This window comes from Streptomyces sp. NPDC058001, assembly GCF_042886315.1.
In the GTDB taxonomy this organism is placed as follows: domain Bacteria; phylum Actinomycetota; class Actinomycetes; order Streptomycetales; family Streptomycetaceae; genus Streptomyces.
The window spans coordinates 42,417-67,587 of sequence record NZ_JBHVQT010000013.1; the positions used below are offsets into that span (position 1 = coordinate 42,417).

The 25,171-nt window shown below is 71.2% G+C and carries 22 protein-coding genes; 14 read left to right on the plus strand and 8 right to left on the minus strand.

Annotated elements, in window-relative coordinates:
• Positions 1–41 precede the first annotated feature (41 nt).
• From scy to ACFVT5_RS30295, 4 genes are all read left to right on the plus strand, one after another.
• The gene (gene scy, locus ACFVT5_RS30280) at positions 42–3,896 is read left to right on the plus strand and encodes a polarized growth protein Scy (RefSeq protein ID WP_389894551.1); all 3,855 of its coding nucleotides are present in this window, start codon (positions 42–44) and stop codon (positions 3,894–3,896) included.
• Between the two features lie 183 nt (positions 3,897–4,079).
• A complete protein-coding gene (locus tag ACFVT5_RS30285) occupies positions 4,080–5,012 on the plus strand; it encodes a cellulose-binding protein (protein ID WP_389894553.1) in 933 nt (310 codons plus the stop codon).
• 180 nt (positions 5,013–5,192) lie between these two features.
• Positions 5,193–6,179 carry an ATP-binding cassette domain-containing protein gene (locus tag ACFVT5_RS30290; RefSeq protein WP_389894555.1) on the plus strand — a complete coding sequence of 329 codons (987 nt, stop codon included), beginning with the start codon at positions 5,193–5,195 and terminating at the stop codon, positions 6,177–6,179.
• 1 nt (position 6,180) lies between these two features.
• Positions 6,181–6,951, plus strand: a complete 771-nt coding sequence (locus ACFVT5_RS30295; RefSeq protein ID WP_389894557.1) for an ABC transporter permease — start codon at positions 6,181–6,183, stop codon at positions 6,949–6,951.
• A 3-nt stretch (positions 6,952–6,954) separates the two neighbouring features.
• Here the strand turns inward: ACFVT5_RS30295 and ACFVT5_RS30300 are convergent, their stop codons facing one another.
• Positions 6,955–8,019 (minus strand): hypothetical protein, encoded by a 1,065-nt coding sequence (locus ACFVT5_RS30300; protein WP_389894559.1) that lies wholly within the window; start codon positions 8,017–8,019, stop codon positions 6,955–6,957.
• 192 nt (positions 8,020–8,211) lie between these two features.
• On the opposite strand from ACFVT5_RS30300, the gene ACFVT5_RS30305 reads away from it, so the two are divergent.
• The 3 genes from ACFVT5_RS30305 to ACFVT5_RS30315 all read left to right on the plus strand — a co-directional run bounded on the left by ACFVT5_RS30305 (position 8,212) and on the right by ACFVT5_RS30315 (position 11,319).
• Entirely contained in the window at positions 8,212–9,090 is an 879-nt protein-coding gene (locus ACFVT5_RS30305) for a hypothetical protein (protein WP_389894561.1), read from the plus strand.
• 166 nt (positions 9,091–9,256) lie between these two features.
• Positions 9,257–10,471, plus strand: a complete 1,215-nt coding sequence (locus ACFVT5_RS30310; protein ID WP_389894563.1) for an ABC transporter ATP-binding protein — start codon at positions 9,257–9,259, stop codon at positions 10,469–10,471.
• Positions 10,468–11,319, plus strand: coding sequence for an ABC transporter permease (locus ACFVT5_RS30315; RefSeq protein ID WP_389894565.1), 852 nt, complete (start codon positions 10,468–10,470; stop codon positions 11,317–11,319). Before ACFVT5_RS30310 ends, ACFVT5_RS30315 begins: the two co-directional genes overlap by 4 nt.
• 136 nt (positions 11,320–11,455) lie before the next feature.
• Here the strand turns inward: ACFVT5_RS30315 and ACFVT5_RS30320 are convergent, their stop codons facing one another.
• Positions 11,456–11,782 (minus strand): ATP/GTP-binding protein, encoded by a 327-nt coding sequence (locus ACFVT5_RS30320; RefSeq protein WP_389894567.1) that lies wholly within the window; start codon positions 11,780–11,782, stop codon positions 11,456–11,458.
• 216 nt (positions 11,783–11,998) lie between these two features.
• Here ACFVT5_RS30320 and ACFVT5_RS30325 point away from each other — a divergent pair, with 216 nt between their 5' ends.
• On the plus strand, positions 11,999–13,027 hold the full coding sequence (locus ACFVT5_RS30325) for an LLM class flavin-dependent oxidoreductase (protein ID WP_389894569.1): 1,029 nt from the start codon (positions 11,999–12,001) through the stop codon (positions 13,025–13,027).
• An 89-nt stretch (positions 13,028–13,116) separates the two neighbouring features.
• Here ACFVT5_RS30325 and ACFVT5_RS30330 read toward each other — a convergent pair whose 3' ends face one another.
• Entirely contained in the window at positions 13,117–13,509 is a 393-nt protein-coding gene (locus ACFVT5_RS30330) for an SCO5389 family protein (protein WP_389894571.1), read from the minus strand.
• 212 nt (positions 13,510–13,721) lie between these two features.
• Between ACFVT5_RS30330 and nucS the strand changes: the two genes are divergently transcribed.
• Complete coding sequence (nucS, locus tag ACFVT5_RS30335) at positions 13,722–14,393, plus strand: endonuclease NucS (protein WP_389894573.1); 672 nt, start codon at positions 13,722–13,724, stop codon at positions 14,391–14,393.
• An 82-nt stretch (positions 14,394–14,475) separates the two neighbouring features.
• Here the strand turns inward: nucS and ACFVT5_RS30340 are convergent, their stop codons facing one another.
• The 4 genes from ACFVT5_RS30340 to ACFVT5_RS30355 all read right to left on the minus strand — a co-directional run bounded on the left by ACFVT5_RS30340 (position 14,476) and on the right by ACFVT5_RS30355 (position 19,716).
• Positions 14,476–17,196 (minus strand): ATP-binding protein, encoded by a 2,721-nt coding sequence (locus tag ACFVT5_RS30340; RefSeq protein WP_389894575.1) that lies wholly within the window; start codon positions 17,194–17,196, stop codon positions 14,476–14,478.
• A gap of 332 nt (positions 17,197–17,528) precedes the next feature.
• Positions 17,529–17,852 carry an STAS domain-containing protein gene (locus ACFVT5_RS30345; protein WP_033526497.1) on the minus strand — a complete coding sequence of 108 codons (324 nt, stop codon included), beginning with the start codon at positions 17,850–17,852 and terminating at the stop codon, positions 17,529–17,531.
• 182 nt (positions 17,853–18,034) lie between these two features.
• Entirely contained in the window at positions 18,035–18,883 is an 849-nt protein-coding gene (locus ACFVT5_RS30350; RefSeq protein ID WP_389894577.1) for a 3-hydroxyacyl-CoA dehydrogenase family protein, read from the minus strand.
• A 191-nt stretch (positions 18,884–19,074) separates the two neighbouring features.
• The gene (locus ACFVT5_RS30355; protein ID WP_389894579.1) at positions 19,075–19,716 is read right to left on the minus strand and encodes a TetR/AcrR family transcriptional regulator; all 642 of its coding nucleotides are present in this window, start codon (positions 19,714–19,716) and stop codon (positions 19,075–19,077) included.
• Positions 19,717–19,830: 114 nt separating this feature from the next.
• Between ACFVT5_RS30355 and ACFVT5_RS30360 the strand changes: the two genes are divergently transcribed.
• The 3 genes from ACFVT5_RS30360 to ACFVT5_RS30370 are packed head-to-tail and all read left to right on the plus strand — an operon-like array spanning position 19,831 to position 22,043.
• On the plus strand, positions 19,831–20,613 hold the full coding sequence (locus ACFVT5_RS30360) for an ABC transporter ATP-binding protein (protein WP_389894581.1): 783 nt from the start codon (positions 19,831–19,833) through the stop codon (positions 20,611–20,613).
• Between the two features lie 50 nt (positions 20,614–20,663).
• Positions 20,664–21,437, plus strand: coding sequence for an ABC transporter permease (locus ACFVT5_RS30365; protein ID WP_389894583.1), 774 nt, complete (start codon positions 20,664–20,666; stop codon positions 21,435–21,437).
• Positions 21,438–21,470: 33 nt separating this feature from the next.
• Complete coding sequence (locus ACFVT5_RS30370; protein ID WP_389894585.1) at positions 21,471–22,043, plus strand: cob(I)yrinic acid a,c-diamide adenosyltransferase; 573 nt, start codon at positions 21,471–21,473, stop codon at positions 22,041–22,043.
• 326 nt (positions 22,044–22,369) lie between these two features.
• Here ACFVT5_RS30370 and ACFVT5_RS30375 read toward each other — a convergent pair whose 3' ends face one another.
• Positions 22,370–22,951 (minus strand): hypothetical protein, encoded by a 582-nt coding sequence (locus tag ACFVT5_RS30375; protein ID WP_389894587.1) that lies wholly within the window; start codon positions 22,949–22,951, stop codon positions 22,370–22,372.
• A gap of 152 nt (positions 22,952–23,103) precedes the next feature.
• On the opposite strand from ACFVT5_RS30375, the gene ACFVT5_RS30380 reads away from it, so the two are divergent.
• Positions 23,104–24,318, plus strand: coding sequence for a sensor histidine kinase (locus ACFVT5_RS30380; RefSeq protein WP_389894589.1), 1,215 nt, complete (start codon positions 23,104–23,106; stop codon positions 24,316–24,318).
• Complete coding sequence (locus tag ACFVT5_RS30385; RefSeq protein WP_389894591.1) at positions 24,315–24,971, plus strand: response regulator; 657 nt, start codon at positions 24,315–24,317, stop codon at positions 24,969–24,971. Before ACFVT5_RS30380 ends, ACFVT5_RS30385 begins: the two co-directional genes overlap by 4 nt.
• Positions 24,972–25,171: the final 200 nt, after the last annotated feature.

Below are 25,171 nucleotides of genomic sequence, written 5' to 3' on the forward strand. Positions count from 1 at the left end.
TTCGGAGAGATTTGCGACCAGGGGACGGATGGGACCGCGCAGTGCGGGGCTACGAACGCCAGGAGCGAGAGCGAGCTGACGTCGACCATCTCTCTCGGTTCGAGGCCGAGATGGAGCGGCTGAAGACCGAGCGGGAAAAGGCCGTTCAGCACGCCGAGGACCTCGGCTACCAGGTCGAGGTGCTGCGCGCCAAGCTGCACGAGGCGCGCCGCAACCTCGCGACACGTCCTGCCTATGACGGCGGGGACCTCGGCTATCAGGCCGAACAGCTCCTCCGTAATGCCCAGATCCAGGCCGAGCAGCTGCGCGCCGACGCCGAGCGCGAGCTGAGCCACGCCCGCGCCCAGACCCAGCGCATCCTCCAGGAGCACGCGGAGCAGCAGGCCCGGCTCCAGTCCGAACTGCACGCCGAGGCGATCTCCCGGCGCCAGCAGCTCGACCAGGAACTGTCGGAGCGCCGCGCGACCGTCGAGTCCCACGTCAACGAGAACGTGGCCTGGGCCGAGCAGCTCCGCGCCCGTACCGAACAGCAGGCCCGCCGGCTCCTCGACGAGTCCCGCGCCGAGGCCACGCAGTCACTGGGCGCCGCCCGCGCCGAGGCGCAGCGCCTCACGGACGAGGCGAGCCGGCGCGTGGGCTCCGAGGCGGAGGCGGCGCGCGCGGAAGCGGAAGGCATCCTGCGGCGGGCCCGTACGGACGCCGAGCGGCTGCTGAACGCCGCGTCGAACCAGGCGCAGGAGGCCACCGACCACGCCGAGCAGCTGCGCAGCTCGACCACCGCCGAGTCGGACCAGGCCCGCCGGCAGTCCACCGAGCTGAGCCGCAACGCCGAGCAGCGGATGCAGGAGGCCGAGACCGCGCTGCGTGAGGCGCGGACCGAGGCCGACAAGGTGGTGACCGAGGCGAAGGAGGCCGCCACCAAGCGTCTCGCGGCGGCCGAGTCGGCGAACGAGCAGCGCACCCGTACGGCCAAGGAGCAGGTCGCCCGGCTGGTCAGCGAGGCGACCAAGGAGGCCGAGACCACCAAGGCGGACGCCGAGCAGGTCGTCGCGGACGCCCGCGCCGAGGCCGAGAAGATCGTCGCGGAGGCGTCCGAGAAGGCCCGCGCGCTGACGGCCGAGGAGACCGCGTCCCAGCTCGCGAAGGCGGCCCGTACCGCCGAGGAGGTCCTGACCAAGGCGTCCGACGACGCCAAGGCGACCACCCGGACGGCCACCGACGAGGCCGAGCGGATCCGCCGCGAGGCGGAGGCCGAGGCGGACCGGCTGCGCGACCAGGCGCACGACATCGCCGAGGAGCTGAAGGGCGCGGCGAAGGACGACACCAAGGAGTACCGCGCCAAGACCGTCGAACTCCAGGAGGAGGCGCGGCGGCTGCGCGGCGAGGCCGAGCAGTTGCGGGCCGACGCGGTCGACGAGGGCGAGGGCATCCGGGGCGAGGCGCGCCGCGAGGCGGTCCAGCAGATCGAGGAGGCGGCGAAGTCCGCCGAGGAGATCCTCGCCAAGTCACGGGCCGACGCGGACGAGATGCGCTCCTCCGCGACGACCGAGAGCGAGCGGGTCCGCACCGAGGCCATCGAGCGGGCGACGACCCTGCGCAAGCAGGCCGAGGAGACCCTGGAGCGCACCCGCGCCGAGGCCGAGCGGCACCTCGCCGAGGCCACCGAGCAGGCCGAGACGGTCAAGGCGGACGCCGAGCGGGCCGCCGATGAGCTGCGTGAGGAGACCGAGCGGGCCGTCGACGCGCGCCGCGCGGAGGCCGCCGACGAGCTGACCCGGCTGCACACGGAGGCCGAGGAGCGCCTCGGGTCGGCCGAGCAGGCGCTGAACGACGCGCGGGACGAGGCGGAGCGCATCCGCCGGGAGACCGCCGAGGAGACGGAGCGGCTGCGCGCCGAGGCCGCCGAGCGGATCCGTACGCTCCAGGCGCAGGCCGAGACGGAGGCCGAGCGGCTGCGTACGGAGGCCGCGGCGGACGCGGCGCAGTCCCGCGCCGAGGGTGAGAACGTCGCGGTCCGGCTGCGCTCCGAGGCCGCCGCGGAGGCCGAGCGGCTGAAGACGGAGGCCCAGGAGACCGCCGACCGGGTCCGCACCGAGGCCGCGGCGGCTGCCGAGCGGGTCGGTACCGAGGCGGCCGAGGCGCTGGCCGCCGCCCAGGAGGAGGCCGTACGCCGTCGCCGTGAGGCCGAGGAACTGCTCGGCTCCGCGCGCGGCGAGGCCGACCAGGAGCGGGAGCGGGCCCGCGAGCAGAGCGAGGAACTGCTCGCGTCCGCGCGCAAGCGGGTCGACGAGGCACAGACCGAGGCGGTCCGCCTGGTCGAGGAGGCCGACCGGCGCGCGACCGAGATGGTCGGCAGCGCCGAACAGACCGCCCAGTCCGTACGGGACGCGGTGTCCGGACTCCAGGAGCAGGCGCAGGAGGAGATCGCGGGACTGCGCGGCGCCGCCGAGCACGCGGCCGAGCGCACCCGGCGCGAGGCGCAGGAGGAGGCCGACCGGGTCCGCGCCGACGCCTATGCCGAGCGGGAGCGGGCCGGCGACGACGCGTCGCGGGTCCGCCGGGAGGCCGCCGAGGAGTCGGAGGCCGCGAAGTCCCTCGCGGAGCGCACCGTTTCGGAGGCCATCGCCGAGGCGGACCGGCTGCGGACGGACGCGAACGAGCATGCGCAGCGGGCCCGTACGGACGCGTCGGACACCATCGCGACGGCCGAGCAGGACGCGTCGCGCACCCGGGCCGAGGCCCGCGAGGACGCCAACCGGATGCGGTCCGACGCGGCGAACCAGGCGGACACCCTGATCGGTGAGGCCCGACGTGAGGCGGAGCGGCTCCAGACGGAGACCACCGCTCAGGCGGAGCGGGTACGGAGCGGGTCCGTCGCGAAGGCCGAGAAGCTGATCTCGGACGCCACCGGCGACGCGGAGCGGCTGCGTGCCGAGGCCGCCGAGACGGTCGGTTCGGCGCAGCAGCACGCGGAGCGGATCCGTTCCGAGTCGGCGCGGATCAAGGCCGAGGCGGACGCCCATGCGGAGCGGGTGCTCGGCGCGGCCAGGCGCGAGGCGGAGCAGACGCGCGACGCGGCCCGTCAGGACGCCAACAGGCGGCGTTCGGAGGCCGCCGAGCAGGTCGACGCGCTCATCACGGAGGCCGTATCGGAGGCGGACAAGCTCGCGAACGACTCGCAGCAGAAGGCGCACAAGACCACGGCGGACGCCGAGGCGCAGGCCGACCGTATGGTGGGCGCGGCCCGTTCGGAGGCCGAGCGACTGGTCGGCGATGCCACGGTCGAGGGCAACACCCGGGTGGAGCGGGCCCGTACGGACGCCGATGACCTGCTGGTCGGGGCGCGTCGGGACGCGACCGCCATCAGGGAGCGGGCCGAGGAGCTGCGGGACCGGATCACCGGTGAGATCGAGGAGCTGCACGACCGGGCCCGCCGGGAGTCCGCCGAGGCGATGCGTTCCGCGGGCGAGCGGTGCGACACGCTGGTGAAGGCCGCCCAGGAACAGCTCGCCAAGGCCGACGCGAAGGCCAAGCAGCTGATGTCGGACGCGAATTCGGAGGCGAGCAAGGTCCGTATCGCCGCCGTCAAGAAGGCCGAGGGTCTCCTCAAGGAGGCCGAGCAGAAGAAGGCGGAACTGGTACGCGAGGCCGAGCGGATCAGATCCGACGCGCAGCAGCAGGCGAAACGAACCGTCGACGAGGGGCAGCGGGAACTCGACATCCTGGTCCGGCGCCGCGAGGACATCAATGCCGAGATCTCCCGGGTGCAGGATGTCCTGGAGGCGTTGGAGTCCTTCGAGGCCCCGGCGGTCGGCGGTTCGTCGACGGGCGGTGGTGTGAAAGCCGGCGCCTCGGCGGGCGCCACACGTTCGAGTGGCAAGCCGTCAGAAGACTAGCCAGAACCGCGAATTACATGCTCTGTAAGGACGGTCGGACCGGTCGCTGGCAAGTGCTCCGACCATCAGCCACTCAAAAGGGGTGTCATTCTCCAGATCAAACAGGCATCTGCTCGTTGACACGCCGTCCGGCCCCCTAGGATTCCCCCTATCACCTCACCGGTCTCATTCGACAGGAACCCCATGAGCGACACTTCCCCATACGGCTTCGAGCTAGTGCGGCGTGGGTACGACCGCGCTCAGGTGGACGAACGCATTGCCAAGCTCGTCTCCGACCGCGACAGTGCCCTGGCGCGTATCACCGCCCTGGAGAAGCGCATCGAGGAACTCCACCTCGAAACGCAGAACGCCCAGGCGCAGGTCAGCGACGCCGAACCGTCGTACGCCGGTCTCGGCGCGCGCGTAGAGAAGATCCTCCGCCTCGCCGAGGAGGAGGCGAAGGATCTGCGCGAGGAGGCGCGCCGCGCCGCCGAGCAGCACCGTGAGCTGGCCGAGTCGTCCGCGCAGCAGGTGCGCAACGACGCGGAGGCGTTCGCCGCCGAGCGCAAGGCCAAGTCCGAGGACGAGGGCGTCCGGATCGTCGAGAAGGCCAAGGGCGAGGCGTCCACGCTGCGTTCCGAGGCCCAGAAGGACGCGCAGTCCAAGCGCGAAGAGGCCGACGCGCTCTTCGAGGAGACCCGTGCGAAGGCCGCGCAGGCCGCCGCCGACTTCGAGACGAACCTCGCCAAGCGCCGGGAGCAGTCGGAGCGCGACCTCGCGTCCCGTCAGGCCAAGGCCGAGAAGCGTCTCGCCGAGATCGAGCACCGGGCGGAGCAGCTGCGCCTGGAGGCGGAGAAGCTGCGCACGGATGCCGAGCGCCGGGCCCGCCAGACCGTCGAGACGGCGCAGCGCCAGGCCGAGGACATCGTGGCCGACGCCAACGCCAAGGCGGACCGGATCCGCAGCGAGTCCGAGCGTGAGCTCGCCGCGCTGACGAACCGTCGCGACTCGATCAACGCGCAGCTGACGAACGTCCGCGAGATGCTGGCGACGCTGACGGGCGCGGCCGTGGCCGCGGCCAGTTCGCCGGAGGACGAGCCGATCTCGCGCGGTGTGCCGGCGCAGCAGACCCGGTAGGTCGACGGGGCCTCAGGGTCCCGACCGGTCGCTCGGTTCCCGCGACTCCGCGACGCACCACCCCGTGCCCCGTACCGCCGCTCCTGGCGGTACGGGGCACCGTCGCGTTCACCGGGACATCGGTCATATGTTCCCCAAGCCGACAGGCGGAGGTCCGGGGCAGCCCTTAGCCTGGTGGCCATGATCGAGCTAGAGGGGCTGAGCAAGCGGTACGGCGACAAGATGGCGGTCAACGACCTCACCTTCTCCGTCAGACCCGGCATCGTCACCGGCTTCCTCGGCCCGAACGGCTCGGGCAAGTCCACCACGATGCGGATGATGCTCGGTCTCGACCATCCGACCGCGGGGGACGTCCGTATCGACGGACAGCACTACGCCGGGCTGCGCGATCCGCTCAAGTACATCGGCGCGCTGCTGGACGCGAAGGCGATGCACGGGGGCCGTAGCGCGTACAACCATCTGCTGTGTCTGGCGCAGAGCAACGGCATCCCCAAGGCGCGGGTCGGTGAGGTCCTGGACACGGTGGGGCTCACCTCGGTCGCGCGGAAGAAGGCGAAGGGGTTCTCGCTCGGTATGGGGCAGCGGCTCGGGATCGCGGGGGCGCTGCTCGGTGACCCGCGGATCCTGATGTTCGACGAGCCGGTGAACGGGCTCGACCCCGAGGGCATCCACTGGATCCGCAATCTGATGAAGTCGCTCGCCGGCCAGGGCCGTACCGTCTTCGTCTCCTCGCACCTGATGAGCGAGATGGCGCTGACCGCCGACCATCTGGTGGTGATCGGTCAGGGACGGCTCCTCGCGGACACGTCGATGGTGGAGTTCATCCGGCAGAACTCCCGCTCGTACGTGCGGCTGCGCACCCCGCAGCGGGAGCGGCTGCTCGATGTGTTCCACCAGGCCGGTGTCACCGTCGTGGAGGCGGGCAACGGCACGCTGGAGGTCGACGGGGTCGGCGCCGAGAAGCTCGGTGAACTGGCCGCCGAACACCATCTCGTCCTGCATGAGCTGAGCCCGCAGCAGGCGTCCTTGGAGGACGCGTTCATGCAGCTCACCGCCGAGTCCGTGGAGTACCACGCGCACGCGGACTCACCGGACGCGGGGCTCGTGGCCCCGCCGCCCGGGGCCGGCTGGGGCGAGAGCTGGCAGCAGCCGCGGAAGGGGGCCTGACATGGCGGTCACCCAGGTCGTCAGGTCGGAGTGGACCAAGATCCGGTCGGTGGCGTCCACCGTGTGGACACTGAGTCTGGCCGCCTTCGTCACGATCGCGCTCGGGATGTTGATCAGCGCCCTGGCGAAGAGCGAATTCGGCAATATGAGCGTCGAGAGCCAGGCCACGTTCGACCCGACCTTCGTGAGCTTCGCCGGGATGAGCCTCGGTCAGCTCGCGATGATCGTCTTCGGGGTGCTCGTGGTGTCGAACGAGTACAGCACCGGCATGATCCGCACCTCGCTCGCCGCCGTGCCGCAGCGGGTGAACTTCCTGTTCAGCAAGGTCGCGGTGGCCACCGTCCTGGCCTTCGTGGTCGGCATCGTCACCAGCTTCCTCGCCTTCTTCCTCGGACAGGCCATGCTCGGCTCCCTCAAGGCGTCGATCAGTGACCCGGGGGTGCTGCGCGCCGTCATCGGCGGCGGGCTCTACATGACGCTCATCGCGATGTTCTCTATGGGCGTCGCCGCGATGCTGCGCAGCCCGATGCTGTCGCTCGGCATCCTGATGCCGTTCTTCTTCCTGATCTCGAACGTCCTCGCCAATGTCTCGGCGACCAAGAAGATCGGCCAGTTCCTCCCCGACCGGGCAGGCAGCAAAATCCTCCAGGTGGTCACCCCCCTCAACGACGACACCCCGTACGGCCCGTGGGGCGGCCTGGGCATCATGGTGCTGTGGGTGGTGGCAGCGCTGATCGGCGGCTTCGTACTCCTGCAACGCCGAGACGCCTGACGACTATGCGGGTTCGCCCGGCTGTGCGGGCTCCGGAGGCTGTGCCGGCTGCGGAGGTGGTGCGGGACGCGCGGGCTCCCCGTCTTCACCGGACGCGTCGCCGGCGGATTCCCGTCTCGGGGACGGTACGGGTGGAAGCAAGCCGTCGAAGTCCCGCCAGCCCGTCCACTGCCACACATCTCGTTGGAAGTCCGGTTGGAGGGGGACGAAGCGGCCTTTCTCGAAGTCGCCGGCGTCCACGTCGAACCAGCGTTCGTCCGCGACCTCGGTGCCCAGCCGTACCGTCCGCGCCGTGACCCGTACCAGGAGTTTCACGCCGAAGGAGTGGGACAGGTCCTTGCCTTGGATCTCGGTGAACGGCAGCTCCGGCACCGGTGCGTCGACCGGTATCCACACCGTGAACGGGGCGCCGCGCTCCACGGCGAGCCAGTAGCGCTCGTCGGCGGGCTCGCCCTTCTCGTCCAGGACCTTGAGCCACTTCTTGTAGATGACGAGGCTGTTGTCGTGCGGTGAGCGCTCCAGATAGCGCAGATGGGCGCGGGCCCGCAGATCGACCACGGAGAGATTGTCGAAGCGGTTGTAGAAGCGGACGGCGATGATGGCGTCCTGGCTCTCCGCGTGCCGCCGCGCGTACCCGGGGAAGTCGGCGGTCCAGGCGTGGGAGATGCTGGCCCGGCGCCGCCAGACGAAGGGCCGCAGCGCGAACATCTTGATCAGCACGATGCCCAGAAGCACGGCCGGTGCCAGCGCTCCCGTCACCGAGGCGACCGTCGCGAGGAGTTGGTGCGCGGTGCTGTCCGGCTCGGGGCTGAGACTGTCCGTACCCACACAGGCCCGCAGCACCGCGAGGCTCTGGTCGAAGATCCGCTCGGGCTCGGTGAACCGCTCCGCCAGCGAGCGGTCGGAGTGCTCGGTGAGGGTCCACAGGACGGCGATGGCGACGGCCAGGGTGGCGAGCCCGCCCAGGGTCATCAGGAGCAGCGCGTGGACCGAATGCCCGGCGATCCACCAGCGAACGGACTTACGGAACCTGGGATGGCCGCCACCGGCGCCCGGCCACCACCGCATCTGCCTCAACTCAACGCCCCCGTAAGCAAGTCGGCCGCCCATCGTAGGCGGTTCGTACAATGGGAGGACAGCAATTCCCGGTCTCCGTTCCGGCCAACCGCCGTGCGGAGGGCGATTCCTGGGCGCGGGCCCGGGTACACCTCGCGTGGAAGGCTGTGCTCCTGTCGCGCGATCACCCCGAAGGGCCTCACCGTGACCACGAATCGAAGCCTGGCGGCGCTGGGCCTGGACGACGTGCCCGCCAAACAGCCGCTCACCTATCCGGGCCGGCCCACGCCCGGCCCGTCGCTGCTCACCGGCGACGAACTCCTGGAACTGGACGTACAGCCGCTGCGGCTCGGCGAGTGGTTCGTGGAGGAGCAGCAGGAACAGCAGCGGCTCGACGAGGTGCTGGCCGAGCTGGGCCAGGCCGCCACCGGCCGCCGGCATCCGGTGATCTCGGTCGGCTCCAACGCGTCACCGGGCCAGGTCGCCCACAAGCTGACCCGCCTCGGCATCCCGGCGGCGGTGCCGATGGTCCCGGTGCGGGTGCGCGGCATCGGCGTCGGCTGCTCGGGACACATCAGCCCGGCCGGGTATGTGGCGGGTACGCCCTATGTCGACCGGGACGCGGAGACCACGCTCATCGTGACCTGGCTGGACTCGACGCAGCTCAAGGCCGTGGACGACACCGAGTTCCCGGACTACCGGCGGGCGATACTGCCCGGCGCTGACTTCGCGATGACGATGCCGTCCGGGGAGCGGCTGCGCGCGGCGTACATCTACTTCTCCGCGCACGGTGTCCTCGCCGACCCGGCCACCGGACTCCCCCGGCCCGGCGGCGGCGACCAGTCGACGCTCCTCGCGGCACTCCTCGCGGACTCGGCGCGGCTGCGGGACCTGCTCGGGTCCGACCCCGTGTCCTGGGTGCGGGCGGCGGGCGCGGACCGGGCGCTGCGTGAGCGGGGCACGCTGATCTTCGGTGAGGAGGGCTGGGTCCTGCCCCAGACGGACTTCCTGCCGTATGTGGACGACGCGGCGGATCTGCGGCTGTACGACGACCTGCCGCCCCTGGACGGCTCGCTGACGTAGGCCCCTCGTGCCCGCCCCCGTCGCCGCCCCGTCGCCGCGTGCGGTCGTCGCGTCACAGCTGGTCGATGTTTTACTTTGTTTTGGCCGGAACCGTCAGCTCGCCGATATCCTCCTAAGCCTTACGGGGGCGTGTGCCCCGACGTCCTGACCTGTCGATGGGTGCAGCATGATCGAGGCAGTCGGCCTGACGAAGCGCTACGGCGCCAAGACAGCCGTGTACAACCTTTCCTTCCAGGTACGGCCGGGCTCAGTGACCGGCTTCCTCGGTCCGAACGGCTCGGGCAAGTCCACGACGATGCGCATGATCCTCGGCCTGGACAACCCCAGCTCGGGCCAGGTCACCATCGGCGGCTACCCGTACCGCAAGCTGCCGAACGCGCCGCGTCAGGTGGGCGCCCTGCTCGACGCCAAGGCCGTGCACGGCGGCCGGCACGCGCGCAACCATCTGCTCTGCCTCGCCCAGCTCTCCGGCATCCCGGCCCGCCGGGTCGACGAGGTGCTCGGCGTCGTGGGCCTCCAGGACGTCGCGCGGAAGCGGTCCAAGGGGTTCTCGCTCGGTATGGGGCAGCGGCTCGGGATCGCGGCAGCGCTCCTCGGCGACCCGCAGGTGCTGCTCTTCGACGAGCCGGTCAACGGCCTCGACCCGGAGGGCATCCTCTGGGTCCGCAATCTGATGAAGTCGCTCGCCGCCGAGGGACGGACCGTCTTCGTCTCCTCGCACCTGATGAGCGAGATGGCGCTGACGGCGGACCACCTGATCGTGATCGGCCGCGGTCAGCTGCTGTCCGACATGAGCATCAAGGACTTCATCTCGCACAACTCCGCGGACTTCGCACGGGTGCGGACGCCGGACGCGGAGCCCGCGCAGCGCGAGAAGCTGACGGCCGCGCTGACCGAGGCGGGCGGACAGGTGCTGCCCGAACCGGACGGCGCGCTGCGCGTCACCGGACTGCCGCTGCCCCGGATCAGCGACCTCGCGCACGGGCACGACGTACGCCTGTGGGAGCTGTCGCCGCACCAGGCGTCCCTTGAGGAGGCGTACATGCGGATGACGCAGGGCGCCGTCGACTACCGCTCCACGATCGACCAGCGGGCCGGGCTCATGCAGCAGCTCCCGCCCGGCGCCATGCCGCCACCGCAGATGCCGGTGGCAGGCCAGGGCCAGCCCGGCTGGTACGCGCCGCCGTCGCCCCAGCAGGGCGGCCAGCCCTTCGCGATGCCGCCGGGCCCCGGCGGCGGGTACGGCGCCCCGCAGGCTCCGGGCGGGTACGGCGCGCCGCCGCCCAACCCGTACGCGCAGCCGCCCGTCGCACCACCGGCGCCCGCCCAGCCGGCCGCCGCCCCCGACACGACCGAGCACAACAGCGAGGGACCCCGATGAGCACGCCGCACCAGCAGCCCCCCGCGGCCCCCGGCGCCCCGGCCCCGACCTGGCAGCCGCCGCAGCCCGGCGGCTCGTACACCTCGCCGATCCCGATCACGCGGACCCACCTCGGGCATGCGATCACCTCCGAGTGGACGAAGATCAAGTCGGTCCGTTCCACGGTGTGGACGCTCGGCACCTTCCTGTTCCTGGTGATCGGCATCGGGCTGCTCATCGCCGGGCAGACCACCAGCGACGACTACGTGGACGTGCCGTACACGATCCCCGCGTTCTTCGGCCTGGTACTCGGGCAGATCTGCCTCATCACGCTCGGCGTGCTGGTCATCGCCTCCGAGTACGGCACCGGGATGATCCGGACCACGCTCACCGCGTCGCCCGCGCGGCACCGGGTGCTCACCGCGAAGTTCCTGATCTTCTTCGTCGTCGCCTTTGTCGTGTCGGCCTTCGCGATCGGGTTCGTCGGCCTGGCCACGGCCGGGATGCACAGCGGGTCGTCGGACCGGGACTGGATCGGCACCGTCTTCAAGGGCGCGCTGTACGTGTCCCTGCTCGGGGTACTCGCGATCGCCGTCGGCTCGATGCTGCGGCACTCGGCTGGAGCCATCACCGCGATGCTCGGTGTGGTGCTGGTACCGGCGATCATGCCGGCGTTCCTGATGATCTCGCAGAGCACCCGCAACATCGGCGAGAAGATGATGGACTACAACGCCCCCAACTCCCTCGCCAAGATCTTCCAACTCGACACAGGGTCTTCGAACGGCACCCCTCAACTGGTGCTCCTGCTCGTGGTGACAGGAGCCGCCATCGCGGGCGCGTACGTACTGCTTGAGCGCAGGGACGTTTAACCGCCCACTGGGGTCCAAAGGGGGTTCGCCCCCTTTGTTTCCGGTTTCCGCCGCAGCGGCGCTCAGCCACCGCGGCGGAAACCGGCGGTGCCGAACCGCCCCCGTGGGGATCGGGGTTCAAGGGGCTCGCCCCTTGTCAGTAGCGCGGCTTCCGGCCACGCATGGGCCGGGCCGAGCGGAGCGACCTTGCGGACCAGCACGCCTTGTGCCAATGACGGCGGTCGTCCACCCCCGCGTGCTGCGGCCAGACCACCACATGGGGCATCCCGGACGGGATCAACTGGTCGCACCCGGGGCACCGGTACGACTTCCCCTCGACACTGGCGCCGGCCACGTGCCGGACCGTCCACTGCTCGCCCTGCCAGGTCTCCGTACCCTCGAAGCCGCCGTAGCGGCCCCTCTCATCGTCCGGATCCCCGCCACCGGGATCCGATGCCTTGGGACGGTTACGACGCGGGGACACGGGCCCACCTCACGAGCTATACAAGGAACAACAAAGGGTCGCACAAAGCCTACGCGTCGCCACCGCGCGAAGACTCCGGCCACCAATCCCCGCAAAACGCTGCCGATTACGCCGACAATCCGCCAATCTCTCTGCCGGACCGTGCCTTTGGCACGTGTCAGACGTTGTTGCCGGCAAGGGGAGTGCCCGCGTCGGCGCCCAGGAGGCAGGAGTGCGATGCGCGTAGGAAGTTTTGTTCTGGCCGCCCAGTTCCCGGGACAGGGGCAGGGGGAGGCGCTGCACCGCGCGGTGCGCACCGCGGAGGTGGCCGAGGAGTCGGGCCTGGACGCGGTCTGGCTCGCCGAGCACCACTTCGTGCCGTACGGCACCTGCCCGTCCGCGATCACGCTGGCCGCGCTGCTCCTCGGCCGCACCCGCCGCCTGCGCGTCGGCACCGCCGTGACCGTCCTGCCCACCGTCCACCCGGTCGCCCTCGGCGAACAGGCGGCGCTGCTGCATGTGACGTCCGGCGGCCGGTTCTCGCTGGGCGTGGGCCGCGGCGGCCCCTGGGTCGACCTGGAGGTGTTCGGCGCGGGCCTGGCGGCATACGAGAAGGGATTCCCGGAATCCCTCGACCTGCTGCTGCGCTGGCTCGGCGATGCCAGGGTCGGCGCCGAAGGGGAACGGTTCAGCTTCCGCGAGGTGGACGTCGTACCGCAGCCGGCCGAAGCCCTGTCCGGCGCGACCGGACCCGAGGTGGTCGTCGCGTGCACCTCACCGGCGAGTGTGAGGCTGGCGGCCGAGCGGGGACTGCCGATGCTGCTCGGGATGCACGCGGGCGACGAGGAGAAGGCCGAGATGGTCGCCCTGTGGCGCGGCCACGCGCGCGCGGCGGGCCGCTCCCCCGACGAGGTCGCCGGCGCGGCTCATGTGTCGGCGGGTGTCGCCCAGATCGCGGACCGGGGCGCCGAGGCGTCGGAGGCGCTCCTGAAGGCGATGCCGGGCTGGCTGAAACAGGGCCTCGACGCCCATGTCACCGTCGACGGCCGCGCCCGCGCGATGCGGGATCCGGTCGCGTACACCGAACTGCTGTGCCGGCTGCACCCGGTGGGGACGCCCCGGATGTGTGCCGACCGGCTCGCCGCGACCTCGGAGCGGACGGGCATCACGCGGTTCGCGCTGCTCGTCGAGGGATCGGGCGACCTCGCGGCGACGGAGGAGAACGTACGGCGGCTGGGGACGGACGTGCTGCCGCAGCTGGGCTGAGCAGCGCGGTCGACGGGGGCCGCCGCCCCGGACTTGAACACCTCCCCCGTCCGGCGCGGCGAACCATCCGACACATCCGACAAGGCCGGTCAGCAGTCCCGGAATTCGGGCGACTGGTTCAGCAACTGGTTCCGTATCGAGGTGAAACGGGCCAGGGTGTCGTCCACCGACGCGTCCAGCGGGAACACCGCCACACGGTGGCAGTTCTGGAAGGCCAGCCGTACTCCGAAGTGCCTTTGCAGCGCGCCGCGTATCGCGTCACTCGCGAGGGCGCGCAGTAGCTGGCCACGTGCCTGCTCGTCCGGCGGCGGCGTCTGGTTGTCGGCGAACGCGCCGCCGTCCACCTTCAGTTGGGCCACCAGGGAGCTGATCATCTCCCACGCGTAGGGCAGGGAGGTCCGGACGCAGTCGACGAAGGCTGCTTCGTCGACCTCGCCTCGCTCGGCCTGTTCGAGTAGGGCCGGTGAGACGTCGAGCGACATGGGTTCTCCTCTCGCACCCCCGACGGACGGGGGCTGACAGACAGGGAAGGAGTTCGCATACGCAGCGTGCACGCATGGCAACCTCCTGCTTCCACGGTAAGCATCCGAACGTGGTCGCACCAGGAGAACGCGCGTACAACCGGCCACTGTCGAACGGGGTCCTTCCAGGGCGAATCGCGTGGACCACCGGGCGTCGAGTAGCGTGGCCGACCATGCGTCTCGTCATCGCCCGCTGTTCCGTGGACTACGCGGGTCGGCTCACCGCCCATCTTCCGTCGGCGCCCCGCCTCATCCTGGTGAAGGCGGACGGCAGCGTCTCCATTCATGCGGACGACCGGGCCTACAAGCCCCTCAACTGGATGTCGCCCCCGTGCACCTTGAAAGAGGGCACCGACGGCGACGGCGGTGTCTGGACCGTCGTGAACAAAGGGGGCGAGAAGCTCATCATCACGATGGAGGAGATCCTCCACGACTCGTCGCACGAACTCGGCGTCGATCCTGGCCTGATCAAGGACGGCGTGGAAGCGCACCTCCAGGAACTCCTCGCGGACCGGATCGAGACACTGGGCGACGGTTACACCCTGATCCGCCGCGAGTACCCGACCGCGATCGGCCCGGTCGACATCCTGTGCCGGGACGCGGACGGGGCGACCGTCGCGGTCGAGATCAAGCGGCGCGGCGAGATCGACGGCGTGGAGCAACTCACGCGCTATCTGGAGCTGTTGAACCGCGATCCGCATCTCGCGCCGGTGCGTGGCGTCTTCGCGGCCCAGGAGATCAAGCCGCAGGCCCGCGTCCTGGCGACCGACCGCGGCATCGGCTGCGCGATCCTCGACTACGACGCCCTGCGCGGCATCGAGGACGACAAGCTGCGCCTGTTCTGACCCGTCCTGACCTGTTCCGACCCCGCGCCCCCCACCCGTTCGTGTACGGGTGCGGGGCGCGGGTGCGGGGTGCCGGGCGTGGTCAGATCGTCATGGAGCCCTCGGTACCGCCCGACGACGGCGTCCCGGCCGGGTCGCTGAACGAACTGCTCTCGGCGGGACCGCTCGCGGAGTCACTGACGCCGGGCGGAGTCGGCTCGCCAGAATCGCTCTCGGTCGGGGTGGGGTCCGGCGAAGTGGTCGGCGGCTTCGACGTCGGCGGCTTCGAGGTGGGCGGCTTGGACGTCGGTGGCTTGGACGTCGGCGGCTTCGACGAGGGCTTGTCCGACGGCTTGTCGCTCGGCTTCCCGGACGGCGCGTCACTGTCGCCCGCACTCGGCGTCACGCTGTCGCTGGGGCTCGGGTCGTCGGATGTGCCGGGCACACCGTCGGCGCCGGGGTCGGTCGGTGCGTCGCTCGCGCCGTCCCCGCCGCCGCCCTTGCCGTCACCGGCCGGCTCGTCCCCGCCGGTGCCGGTGTCGTCGGCGCCCTGGGTGGCCGACGGATTGGTGCCGACCTTCTCCGCCGGGGTCTCGCTCTTGTCGGAGGTCGCGCCGAGGGTCACCACGGTGCCCAGGACGGCCGCGAGGAGGGCTCCGGCACCCACGGCCACCAGATTGCGTCGCGCGCCGCTCAGGACGGCGTTACGGGCCCCGGCGGCCTTGCCGGAGCCGGCGCCGGGGCCGGCGGAGATGAGGGTGGCGGGCTCGTCGGTCCTGGAGCCGCTCGTGAGGGCGAGCGGCGCCGGTACGCCACCGGTCGGCAACGCCTTGGCCCCGTACCGCGTGTCGGGCACGTCGGTGCCCGGGGGTGTGTCGCCCGAGCGGTCCGCGACGAGGGCGAGGGCGCGGCGGCCCGCGACCGTGCCGCGCTTGTCGGCGAGCGCGCCGCGCAGCGCGATGGACGCCTCCAACTCGGCGCGCGCGCGGTCCAGTTGATCACCGCAGAGGGCGAGGACGCCCAACTCGTGCAGGAAGTACGCCTCGTCGCCGACCTCGCCGGAGATCCGCGCCGCCTCCTGGCCCGAACGCAGCGCGCGCTCCCAGGCGTTCCAGTCGGATCCGGCGGCGAAGGCGGGCGCGGCGGTGCGGGCGAGGTGGACGGGCAGCGTCGGTTCGTCCGGCCGGTCGGCCTCGTCGGGGTGGTCCGGGTCGGGCTCGACGGCGGCGACGGTGACCGTGGCGGCGAGCGCGGCGAGCACCGCGTCGGCCTCGGCGCAGACACGGCGCGGGGTGACCGAGGGATGCCCGGCCCACCAGGCGTAGTGCCGCGCGGCGGCACGGGCCTGCTCGTCGGCGTCGTCGGCGTACCCGGCGCTCTCCAGCTGGGTCAGCACGCCGGCCGCGAGCCGGAAGCGGGCGCCGACCGGTGTGACGAGGGCGACGGCGGCGAGTTCGGCGAGTGCCGCGTCGGCGTGGGTGTCGCCGACCAGCGCGGGCAGATGTGCCTGGTGCGGGACCTCGCCGCCGAGCGCGACCGCGAACCGCAGTGCGGCGCGCGCGGAATCGCTCAGCCGCGACGCCAGCAGCGCCACCGGCGCGACGCCTTCGGCCAGCGTCGGCAGCGGTACGTCAGGTCCGTCCTCGGGGTCGTACGGGGCTTCGTACGGGGTGTCCCTGGGGCTGTCCCCGAAGGGGTCGTACGGGTCGAAGGCGTCGGGGTCGGTGCGCAGCGCGTCGCCCTGCCGGAGCAGGGCGCCCGCCTGGACGAAGCGCAGCGGCAGGCCCTCCGACTCGAACCAGAGGTCGCCCGCCCAGTTCGCCTCGTCCTCGGTGAGGACGCGGCCCACGGTGCGTTCGAGGAGTTCCAGGCTGCCGGCGCGGTCGAGTCCGCCGAGGAAGACCTCTTCGAGACGGGCGGCGGTGGACGGCGACGGGACGTCCGGCGTGGTGGCGAGGACAAAGGCGCACTCGGGTGTGGCGTCGAGGAGTTCGTCGAGGGACGCGCCGCCGAATTCGAGGTCGTCGACGATGACGACCGCGCCGACGCCCTGGACGGACTCGCGCAGCCGGTCGGGGCCCGGTCGGTGCGGGGCGGCCCGGTGGACGGTGGCGAAGAGGTCGTACAGGAGGTCGGTCGCGGTGCGGCGGTAGCCGGAGAGCCGGACGACGCCGTCGGGCGCGAGGTCGGCGCAGTCGTCGGCGACGGCGTCGAGCAGCGCGGTACGGCCGGATCCGGACGGTCCGGTGAGCCGTACGGAACGGCCGCGGGCGACCAGGCGGACCAGCCGCTCGCGCTCCTCCTGCCGTTCCAGGAGCGGCAGTCGGGGCAGGGCGGGTCCGGCCGGGACCGGTGGCGCGGCGGCGCGGCGCAGGTCCTCGCGCTCGTCCGCGGTGTGTTTGGCCGGGGGTTCGGGGCGCTCACCGGGCGGACACAGCTCGATCTCGCTGCCGTCGACGGGGTTCACGGTGAGCAGATAGTCGCCGGTGACGACCTTGACGGTCCGCACGGGCGCGGCGGCGACCTGTCCGAAGGCCCGGGGCACCCGCTCGGGCAGGTACTCGGCACCGGTCTCGCCCTGGTCGTACGACTGGTCGTACGGGACCACAGGATCGGGCAACCCGCTTACGTAGCCGCCCGCGTACAGCTCCACGCCGCCGCCGACGTACGCGTCGGACTCCCGCAGGTCACCGCTCCATTCGGGCAACCCGTCGATGAACTTCCCCGGTTCGTCCGGGTCACGCTCATCGCGCGAGTGCGCCTCCGGGTCACGCTCGTCCGACGCGTCCCCGTACTCTTCCGGTCCCCGGTTCGTCGGGTCCATGGTCAAAGCCCCCCAAAAGCGTCGTGTGCCGAGCCCCTCCCGGCCGTGTGCACACCCCGCTGCCGCTTCTGGTCCGGTGCCCGCCGTCTTTGTGGGTCCGACATCGGCGGGCGACCGCACCCTAGACCGTGGCTCAGTATCCCCGAACAGGGGGGTGGCGTGCGGCCCGAGAAGTCACAGCTTCGTGAGGATTGCGCCGGGCGCCCTGAGCGATGCCCGCAGCGATTCCCAGAACGATACCCACAGCGATGCCCGCGGCGATTCCCAGAGCGATTGCCGGAGCGATGACTTGCGCGGCTGCCGGTGCGACGACCCGGACCGGCGCCGCGAGTTCAGACGCGCGGCAGCGATTCGAGGCCGATGCCGCCCTCGATCGCGAGGATCCGGTGCAGCCGGGTCGCGACCAGGAGGCGCTGCATCTGGGGCGGTACGTCACGCAGTACGAGCCGACGTCCGCAGCGCCCGGCCCTGCGGTGGGCGCCCATGATGACGCCGAGCCCGGTGGCGTCCCAGGAGTCCAGCTCCGACAGGTCGAGGACCAGGTCACCGGCTCCGTCGTCGACGGCCGAGTGCAGGACGGTTCGGGCGTCCGCCGCGCTGCGGACATCGAGGCGGCCCCCGACGACCAGCTCGGCGTGGTCGCCCCTGATGTACATATGCGCTCCCCGTGCGTGATGGATACGGCGGTCGTGGCGGTGCGGGTGTGGTGAGTGGTCCGTACGGTGTCCGGCTATGTCACTGCAACTGACTGCCCGTAGGGGAGGTGAGTTGCTGGTTGTAAGCGAACCGATACCCAATTCATCCCGGGGAGTGATCCCCTGAGCTGACGGAGCCGTTCTCAGTGCTTGTAGAAGCCCTGCCCGCTCTTCCGGCCGATGTCACCGGCGTCAACCATCCGGCGCATCAGCTCGGGCGGTGCGAACTTCTCGTCCTGGGATTCGGTGTAGATGTTGCTGGTGGCGTGCAGAAGGATGTCAACACCCGTGAGGTCGGCGGTCGCGAGCGGGCCCATGGCGTGGCCGAAGCCCAGCTTGCAGGCCAGGTCGATGTCTTCGGCACTCGCCACGCCGGACTCGTACAGTTTCGCCGCCTCGACCACGAGGGCCGAGATGAGCCGGGTCGTCACGAAACCGGCGACATCGCGGTTGACGACGACGCAGGTCTTGCCGACGGACTCGGCGAACTCGCGTGCGGTGGCGAGCGTGGCGTCACTGGTCTTGTAGCCACGGACTAGTTCGCAGAGCTGCATCATCGGGACCGGCGAGAAGAAGTGGGTGCCGACGACCCGCTCGGGCCGCTCAGTGACGGCCGCGATCTTGGTGATCGGGATGGCCGAGGTGTTGGAGGCGAGTACGGCGTCGTCGCGTACCAACTTGTCGAGGGTGCGGAAGATCTCGTGCTTCACCTCCAGCTTCTCGAAGACGGCCTCGACGACGATGTCGGCGTCGGCAGCGGCGTCCAGATCGGTGGTCGTGGTGATCCGCGCGAGCGCGTCCTCGGCGGCCTGCGCGTCGAGCTTCCCCTTGCTCACGAACCTGTCGTACGACGCCTTGATGCCGTCGGTGCCACGGGTGAGCGCCTCGTCGGTGACATCGCGCAGGACGACATCCCAGCCGGCCTGCGCGGAGACCTGCGCGATGCCGGACCCCATCAGTCCGGCGCCGATGACGGCGAGTTTCCGTGCCACGGTTTCCACTCCCCTTACACCCTGTTCATCTTGGCTCTCCGGCGGACCCTAGCGCTCACGAGGGGCCGTATGGCGGGTTAGAGATGCGCGTCACGTCTCGAATGACGGACGTCACACCGTTGTTGCCGCACGGACGGCCCAGCGGGCTCGCGCCGGGGCCGAATCGGGCCGTCCGTACAGGCGTACGGGGCTCATCGCGGGGCGCGCACGGCATAGTTGAGGACCCGCTCGCTCAGCAGGTCCTCCATGTCCTCGATCAGGGCGAGCGTCTCGCGGGAGACGACGACGGCGGGACGGCCCGCCACCATCTCGCGGCCGATCACGGACATCACGGTCATGTGCACCCAGTTGATCTGTCCGGCCATCAGCGTGGGCAGCGGGTCGTCGGGGGCGGCGCCCGTCTCCTCGCGCAGGGTGCGCTCCAGGTTCTCCAGGACCTCCTGCTGGAGGCTCCAGAGGCGGGAGCGGAGCGCGGCGGCGTCGTGAATGACCCGCAGGAACTGCGCGTACCCCTCCATCAGGCCGACCCGGGGCGATACCGCCTCGACCTCGTCGCGCAGTTCGCGCAGGACGGCGGCGACGGCGGACTCGCCGGGGCCGCGGGCGCGTACCCAGCGCGAGAGGCGGTCGACGATGCCTTTGCTGCGGTCGAGGAAGAGGTCCTCCTTGGTCGGGAAGTAGTTGTAGACGGTGTTCACGGAGACGTCGGTGGCCTGCGCGATCTCGGCGATCGTCACGGCGTCGAAGCCGCGCTCCAGGAACAGTCCCGTGGCGACGTCCGAGATGTGCTGCCTGGTCTGGCGCTTCTTCCGCTCCCTGAGTCCCTCAGCCATGCGGTCATCGTAACCGTCGTTGGTGCGGCTTGATTTTTAGTGACCCTTGATTTTTAGAGGACGTTGTTTTTTGGTGTCATTGCAAAATTTAAGCCTCTCTGTTTTTCTTGGGGCATGGCAGTCATCACGGCGTCCGGGCTCGCCCGGACCTTCATGACCAGACGCGGCCCCGTCGAGGCGGTCCGCGGGATCGACCTCTCCGTGCGGCGCGGCGAGATCCTCGGCTTCCTGGGGCCGAACGGCGCGGGCAAGACCACCACGCTGCGCATGCTCACCACGCTGCTGCCGCCGACCGGCGGCTCGGCGACCGTCTCGGACTGCGACCTGGCGACAGACCCGGCCGGCGTGCGCCGCAGGACGGGGTACGTGGCACAGACCGGCGGAGTCGACCCGACCCTGACGGTGCGCGAGGAACTGGTCACACAGGGGCGGCTCTACCGGCTCGACCGGGCCGAAGCGGTCGACCGGGCACGGGAGTTGGCGGGCGAGCTGGGTCTGATCGAGCTGATGGACCGGAAAACCGCCGCGCTGTCGGGCGGTCAACGGCGACGCCTGGACATCGCGATGGGGCTGCTGCACCGGCCCGATGTGCTGTTCCTCGACGAGCCGACCACCGGTCTCGACCCGGGCAGCCGGGCCGATCTGTGGGACCTGGTCCGCCGGATCCGCGACGAGCGGGGCACCACCGTGTTCCTCACCACGCACTATCTGGACGAGGCGGACGCGCTCGCCGACCGGCTGGTGATCGTCGATCAGGGCGTGGTCGTCGCCGACGACACACCCGGTGCGCTGAAGCTGCGGCACGCGGGCGCGATCGACGCGTCGCTCCAGGACGCCTTCCTCGCCGTCACCGGCCGGGGCCCGGCCGCCCGCGACACCGCACCGCTCGCCGTCTGACCACCAGCCCGTCGATGCCCCACCGAGGACCCATTGAGGAGTCCGTCACCATGTCGTCCCCCACCCCCGTGTCCGCGGTGCTCTCGGACACCGCGCTGATCTTCGGGCGCTATGCCCGGCAGACCCTGCGCTCCCGCTTCCAGATGCTGTTCGGCGTCCTGATGCCGCTGCTCTACCTGTTCTTCTTCGGACCGCTGCTTACCGGGCTCCCGCTGGGCTCGCGGGGCAGCTCCTGGCAGGTGCTCGTACCGGGGCTGCTGCTGCAACTGGCCCTGTTCGGCTCCTCGTTCAGCGGGTTCTCGATCATCATCGAGAACACCTCGGGCGTGGTGGAGCGGATGCGGGTCACACCGGTCAGCCGGCTCGCGCTGCTGCTCGGGCGGGTCCTGCGGGACGCCGCGCTCTTCGTCTTCCAGGCGGTCCTGCTGGTACTCACCGCCCTGCTGATGGGTCTGCGGGCACCGCTCGCGGGCATCCTCATCGGCTTCGTGTTCGTGGCGCTCCTGACGGCCACGCTGGGCTCCCTGTCGTACGCGCTGGCGCTCAAGGTCCGCACCCCGCAGGAGTTCGGCCCCGCGGTCAACGCCTTCACCATGCCGTCGATGCTGCTGTCGGGCCTGATGCTCCCGATGGCCCTGGCCCCCGGCTGGCTGGACACCCTCTCCCACTTCATGCCGTTCCGATACCTGGTGGACGCGATGCGGGACGCGTACGTGGGTGAGTACGCGACGGCGCGGATGCTGTACGGGGTGATCGCCGCCGCCGTCCTCACGGTGGGGGCCCTCGCGCTCGGCACCCGGGTGTTCCGGCGGGCCGGGGCCTGACCCCGGGGGCGGGGACGTGGTTAGGCTGGCGGCATGGTCAATCTGACGCGTATCTATACGAGGACCGGCGATCAGGGCACGACAGCCCTCGGCGACATGAGCCGTACGGCCAAGACGGATCTGCGGATCTCGGCCTACGCGGACGCCAATGAGGCCAACGCGGTCCTCGGCACCGCCCTCGCCATCGGACAGCTCCCGGAGGACGTCGCCACGGTCCTCACGCGCGTGCAGAACGATCTCTTCGACGTGGGCGCCGATCTGTCGACGCCGGTCGTGGCGGATCCGAAGTTCCCGCCGCTGCGGGTCGAGCAGTTCTACATCGACCGTCTGGAGGCGGACTGCGACCGCTTCAACGGTGAGTTGGAGAAGCTGCGCAGCTTCATCCTCCCCGGCGGTACGCCCGGCGCGGCCCTCCTCCACCAGGCGTGCACGGTGGTCCGCCGCGCGGAACGCTCCACGTGGGCGGCGCTGGAGGCCCACGCCGACACGATGAATCCTCTGACCGCGACCTATCTGAACCGCCTCTCGGACCTCCTGTTCATCCTGGCCCGCACGGCGAACAAGGCGGAGGGGGATGTGCTGTGGGTCCCGGGCGGCGAACGCTAGCGCCCTGCCCTGCGGGCGGCTGACCGGTCCCCTTGCGGGCCGCCGCCACGGATTCCGCCGGACACTCGTCGCCGTGGCGCGCCACCGCGGCGGCGGCATGAAACCCCCTGCCGGGGGTCTCCCCTCCGCAGAGGGTTCCGCGCCGGGGAAGGTCATGCGCCGGGAGCGGTCCCCGCCAGGGGTTGCCCCCGGCAGGAGCACGGGTCGAGACCCCCTCCCCCGCCAGAATTTCTTCCCGCCGCGATGGCGGCTCACCACCATGGCGTGTGTCCGGCGGAATTCGCGGCGGCACGCAGGGTCGGGTGTGCCGCCCGCAGGGCAGGGCGCTACCACCAGGTCGTTGGTTCCCGGGCCTGGTCCGGGTCTTTGTCCTTGGTCGGGGGCCTCTTCGGCCACACCGCATACGTCAGCGCGATCAACCCGTGGATGCCCGTCACGCGGAGGGCCGTGAGTTGCCAACTTCGTAGGGACGACACGTCGCCGCCGTCGCCCACGTACCAGACGGCGAGCTGGAGCAGGAGGCACGCGACCGCCGCGGCCAGTACCGTGCGCAACCACAGGCGTCCCTCGAACCGGGCACGCGCCATCCCGTACCGGGGTGGCTTCTTCGGTGGTGGTCCGCCTGCGAAGCGGTGGCGTACGTGGCCGTCGATCCACTGGATCGTGTAGTGGCCGTAGGCGACGGTGTACCCGATGTACAGCGCCGCGAGCCCATGCTTCCAGTCGGGTTCCGCGCCGTTCTTCAGATCGATCGCGCTGACGACGAGGAGCACCACTTCCAGCACGGGTTCGCAGAGCAGCACCGCGACACTCGTCCGCGGCATCCGCAGCCCGTACCGCAACAGCAGCCCGGCGGCCAGCAGCACCCAGAAGCCGACCTCGCAGATGACGATCAGCGTGACGATCACGGTTCGCTCCTCTCGCTCACCCCTCAAAACTCCCGTCGCCCGGAGCCCGGAGCGTCCTCTCCGGTGACGAACCGCGACTGCATCCTTCGATGTACTGCCGCGTCCGCCCCGGCGAGGAGGTCACCGCGCGCGGGGCCGTGTTGGATGGGGACATGCCCGTGCCGTACCTCCGCCCGCCGCACCGCGACGACGTGCTCATCGGCGTCGCCGGGCTGCTCTGCGGCGTACTGCTGTGGGCGGTCGGCCTGCACACCCAGGGCGGGCGGCCCTTCGGCGGCGCCTGGGTCCTCGTACCGCTGTGTGTGATGGCGGCGATGGAGCCACTGCGCCGCACCCGGCCGCGGTTCGCCCTGCTCGTCGGCACCCTCGCCCTCATCGCGGATCAGTTCACGCTCGGGAATCTCGCGACGGTCGTGATGTTCACGGACCTGATGTACGCGGCCGTCCTGTACGGCACCCCGGCCGCCGCCCGGCGTATCCCGGTGGTGACGGTCCTGGTCACGGTGGCCGTCACCATCGGGTTCCTGGCGTGGTGGCGTACACCGGAGGCGCTGCTGATCGGCGCGGTCACGGCCCTGGTCGCGTTCGCACCCGCGACCACGGGTGTCCTGGTGCGTAACCACCGGGACGCGGCGGAGGCCGCCCGGCTGCGGGCCGAACAGACCGCGCTGCTCGCCGAGATGGACCGTACGCAGGCCGTCACCGCCGAGCGCGCGCGGATGGCGAGGGAGCTGCACGACATGGTCGCGAACCATCTCTCCGCCATCGCCATCCACTCCACGGCCGCGCTGTCCCTGGACGACCCGGGCACCACACGGGACGCGCTGGGCGTCATCCGCGAGAACAGCGTCCAGGGTCTGGCCGAAATGCGCCGCCTCATCGGGATCCTGCGCGATGCGAGCGACGACGGCGAACCGGCGGCGGCCCCCACCCTGGACGGCCTGGGCGCACTGGTCACGATCGCCCGCACCAACGGCCTGGACGTCACCCTGGACGCCTCGCACGGCCCGGTGTCGGCGCCGGTGGAACTCGCCGCGTACCGCATCGTGCAGGAGTCCCTGACCAACGCGCTCAAGCACGCGTCGCCCGGCCGGGTCACGGTCGCCGTCGAGCAGCGGGACGGCGCGCTCACGGTCCGCGTGACCAGCCCCCACGGCGACCGCGACGGCCCGCGCGCACCCGGCTCCGGCGCCGGTCTCGTCGGTATGCGGGAGCGCGCCGCGCTGCTGCACGGCACCTTCGACGCGGGCCCCGAGCCCGAGCCGGACGGCGGCAAGGTCTGGCGCGTCCACGCCACGCTGCCGGTCGACCCAGCCGACCCCGTCCGAAGCGGCACCCGAACCCCCCGTCAAGGAGACCCGGCATGATCCGCGTGCTCGTCGCCGAGGACCAGTCCGCCGTCCGCGCGGGCCTGGTGCTCATCCTGCGCAGCGCGCCGGACATCGAGGTCGTCGGCGAGGCCGCGGACGGCGAGCGGGCCGTCGCGCTGGCCCGTGAACTCCGGCCGGATCTGGTCCTGATGGACGTCCAGATGCCCCGCCTGGACGGTGTCTCGGCGACCCGCCAGGTGGTCGCCGAGAACCTCGCGGACGTCCTCGTCCTGACCACCTTCGACCTCGACGCCTATGTGTTCGGGGCGCTGCGCGCGGGCGCCTCCGGGTTTCTGCTGAAGAACACCGAGGCGAAGGACCTCCTCACGGCGGTCCGTACGGTCGCCGCCGGTGAGGGCCTGATCGCCCCGGCGGTCACGCGCCGGCTGATCGCGGAGTTCGCCGCGAAGCCCGTACGGTCCCCCGGCGCACCCGATCCGTCGGTCCTGGACGCGCTGACCCGCCGGGAGCGCGAGGTGCTGTCCTGTCTGGGTGAGGGACTGTCGAACGCCGAGATCGCGCGCCGCCTCGACATGGCGGAGGCGACGGTGAAGACGCACGTCAGCAGGCTGCTCGGCAAGCTGGAGCTGCGCAGCCGGGTGCAAGCGGCCGTCCTGGCACAGGAGTTGGGACCCGACCTCAGGGGATGACCCGCCGGCCCCCACCGAGCACCCCTCTGGTCCAGACCTCTTGACCGATGGTCCAGACCTTTCTATTCTCACCGCACTGCGGTGAGTGTGTCATGACAAGTGGACGGCGGCGGGTCACCAGGTGTGCCCCGCCGCCGGACCACAGTCACGACGCCTTCTCACGGGCGGCGCAGGGCTGGTTTCACCCCCCTTTACGACCG

Coding starts and splice junctions, on each gene's coding strand:
- ACFVT5_RS30285 (WP_389894553.1), top strand. CDS start 4,080: ATGAGCGACACTTCCCCATACGGCTTCGAGCTAGTGCGGCGTGGGTAC.
- ACFVT5_RS30290 (WP_389894555.1), top strand. CDS start 5,193: ATGATCGAGCTAGAGGGGCTGAGCAAGCGGTACGGCGACAAGATGGCG.
- ACFVT5_RS30295 (WP_389894557.1), top strand. CDS start 6,181: ATGGCGGTCACCCAGGTCGTCAGGTCGGAGTGGACCAAGATCCGGTCG.
- ACFVT5_RS30300 (WP_389894559.1), bottom strand. CDS start 8,019: ATGCGGTGGTGGCCGGGCGCCGGTGGCGGCCATCCCAGGTTCCGTAAG.
- ACFVT5_RS30310 (WP_389894563.1), top strand. CDS start 9,257: ATGATCGAGGCAGTCGGCCTGACGAAGCGCTACGGCGCCAAGACAGCC.
- ACFVT5_RS30315 (WP_389894565.1), top strand. CDS start 10,468: ATGAGCACGCCGCACCAGCAGCCCCCCGCGGCCCCCGGCGCCCCGGCC.
- ACFVT5_RS30325 (WP_389894569.1), top strand. CDS start 11,999: ATGCGCGTAGGAAGTTTTGTTCTGGCCGCCCAGTTCCCGGGACAGGGG.
- ACFVT5_RS30330 (WP_389894571.1), bottom strand. CDS start 13,509: ATGTCGCTCGACGTCTCACCGGCCCTACTCGAACAGGCCGAGCGAGGC.
- nucS (WP_389894573.1), top strand. CDS start 13,722: ATGCGTCTCGTCATCGCCCGCTGTTCCGTGGACTACGCGGGTCGGCTC.
- ACFVT5_RS30340 (WP_389894575.1), bottom strand. CDS start 17,196: ATGGACCCGACGAACCGGGGACCGGAAGAGTACGGGGACGCGTCGGAC.
- ACFVT5_RS30345 (WP_033526497.1), bottom strand. CDS start 17,852: ATGTACATCAGGGGCGACCACGCCGAGCTGGTCGTCGGGGGCCGCCTC.
- ACFVT5_RS30355 (WP_389894579.1), bottom strand. CDS start 19,716: ATGGCTGAGGGACTCAGGGAGCGGAAGAAGCGCCAGACCAGGCAGCAC.
- ACFVT5_RS30360 (WP_389894581.1), top strand. CDS start 19,831: ATGGCAGTCATCACGGCGTCCGGGCTCGCCCGGACCTTCATGACCAGA.
- ACFVT5_RS30365 (WP_389894583.1), top strand. CDS start 20,664: ATGTCGTCCCCCACCCCCGTGTCCGCGGTGCTCTCGGACACCGCGCTG.
- ACFVT5_RS30370 (WP_389894585.1), top strand. CDS start 21,471: ATGGTCAATCTGACGCGTATCTATACGAGGACCGGCGATCAGGGCACG.
- ACFVT5_RS30380 (WP_389894589.1), top strand. CDS start 23,104: ATGCCCGTGCCGTACCTCCGCCCGCCGCACCGCGACGACGTGCTCATC.
- ACFVT5_RS30385 (WP_389894591.1), top strand. CDS start 24,315: ATGATCCGCGTGCTCGTCGCCGAGGACCAGTCCGCCGTCCGCGCGGGC.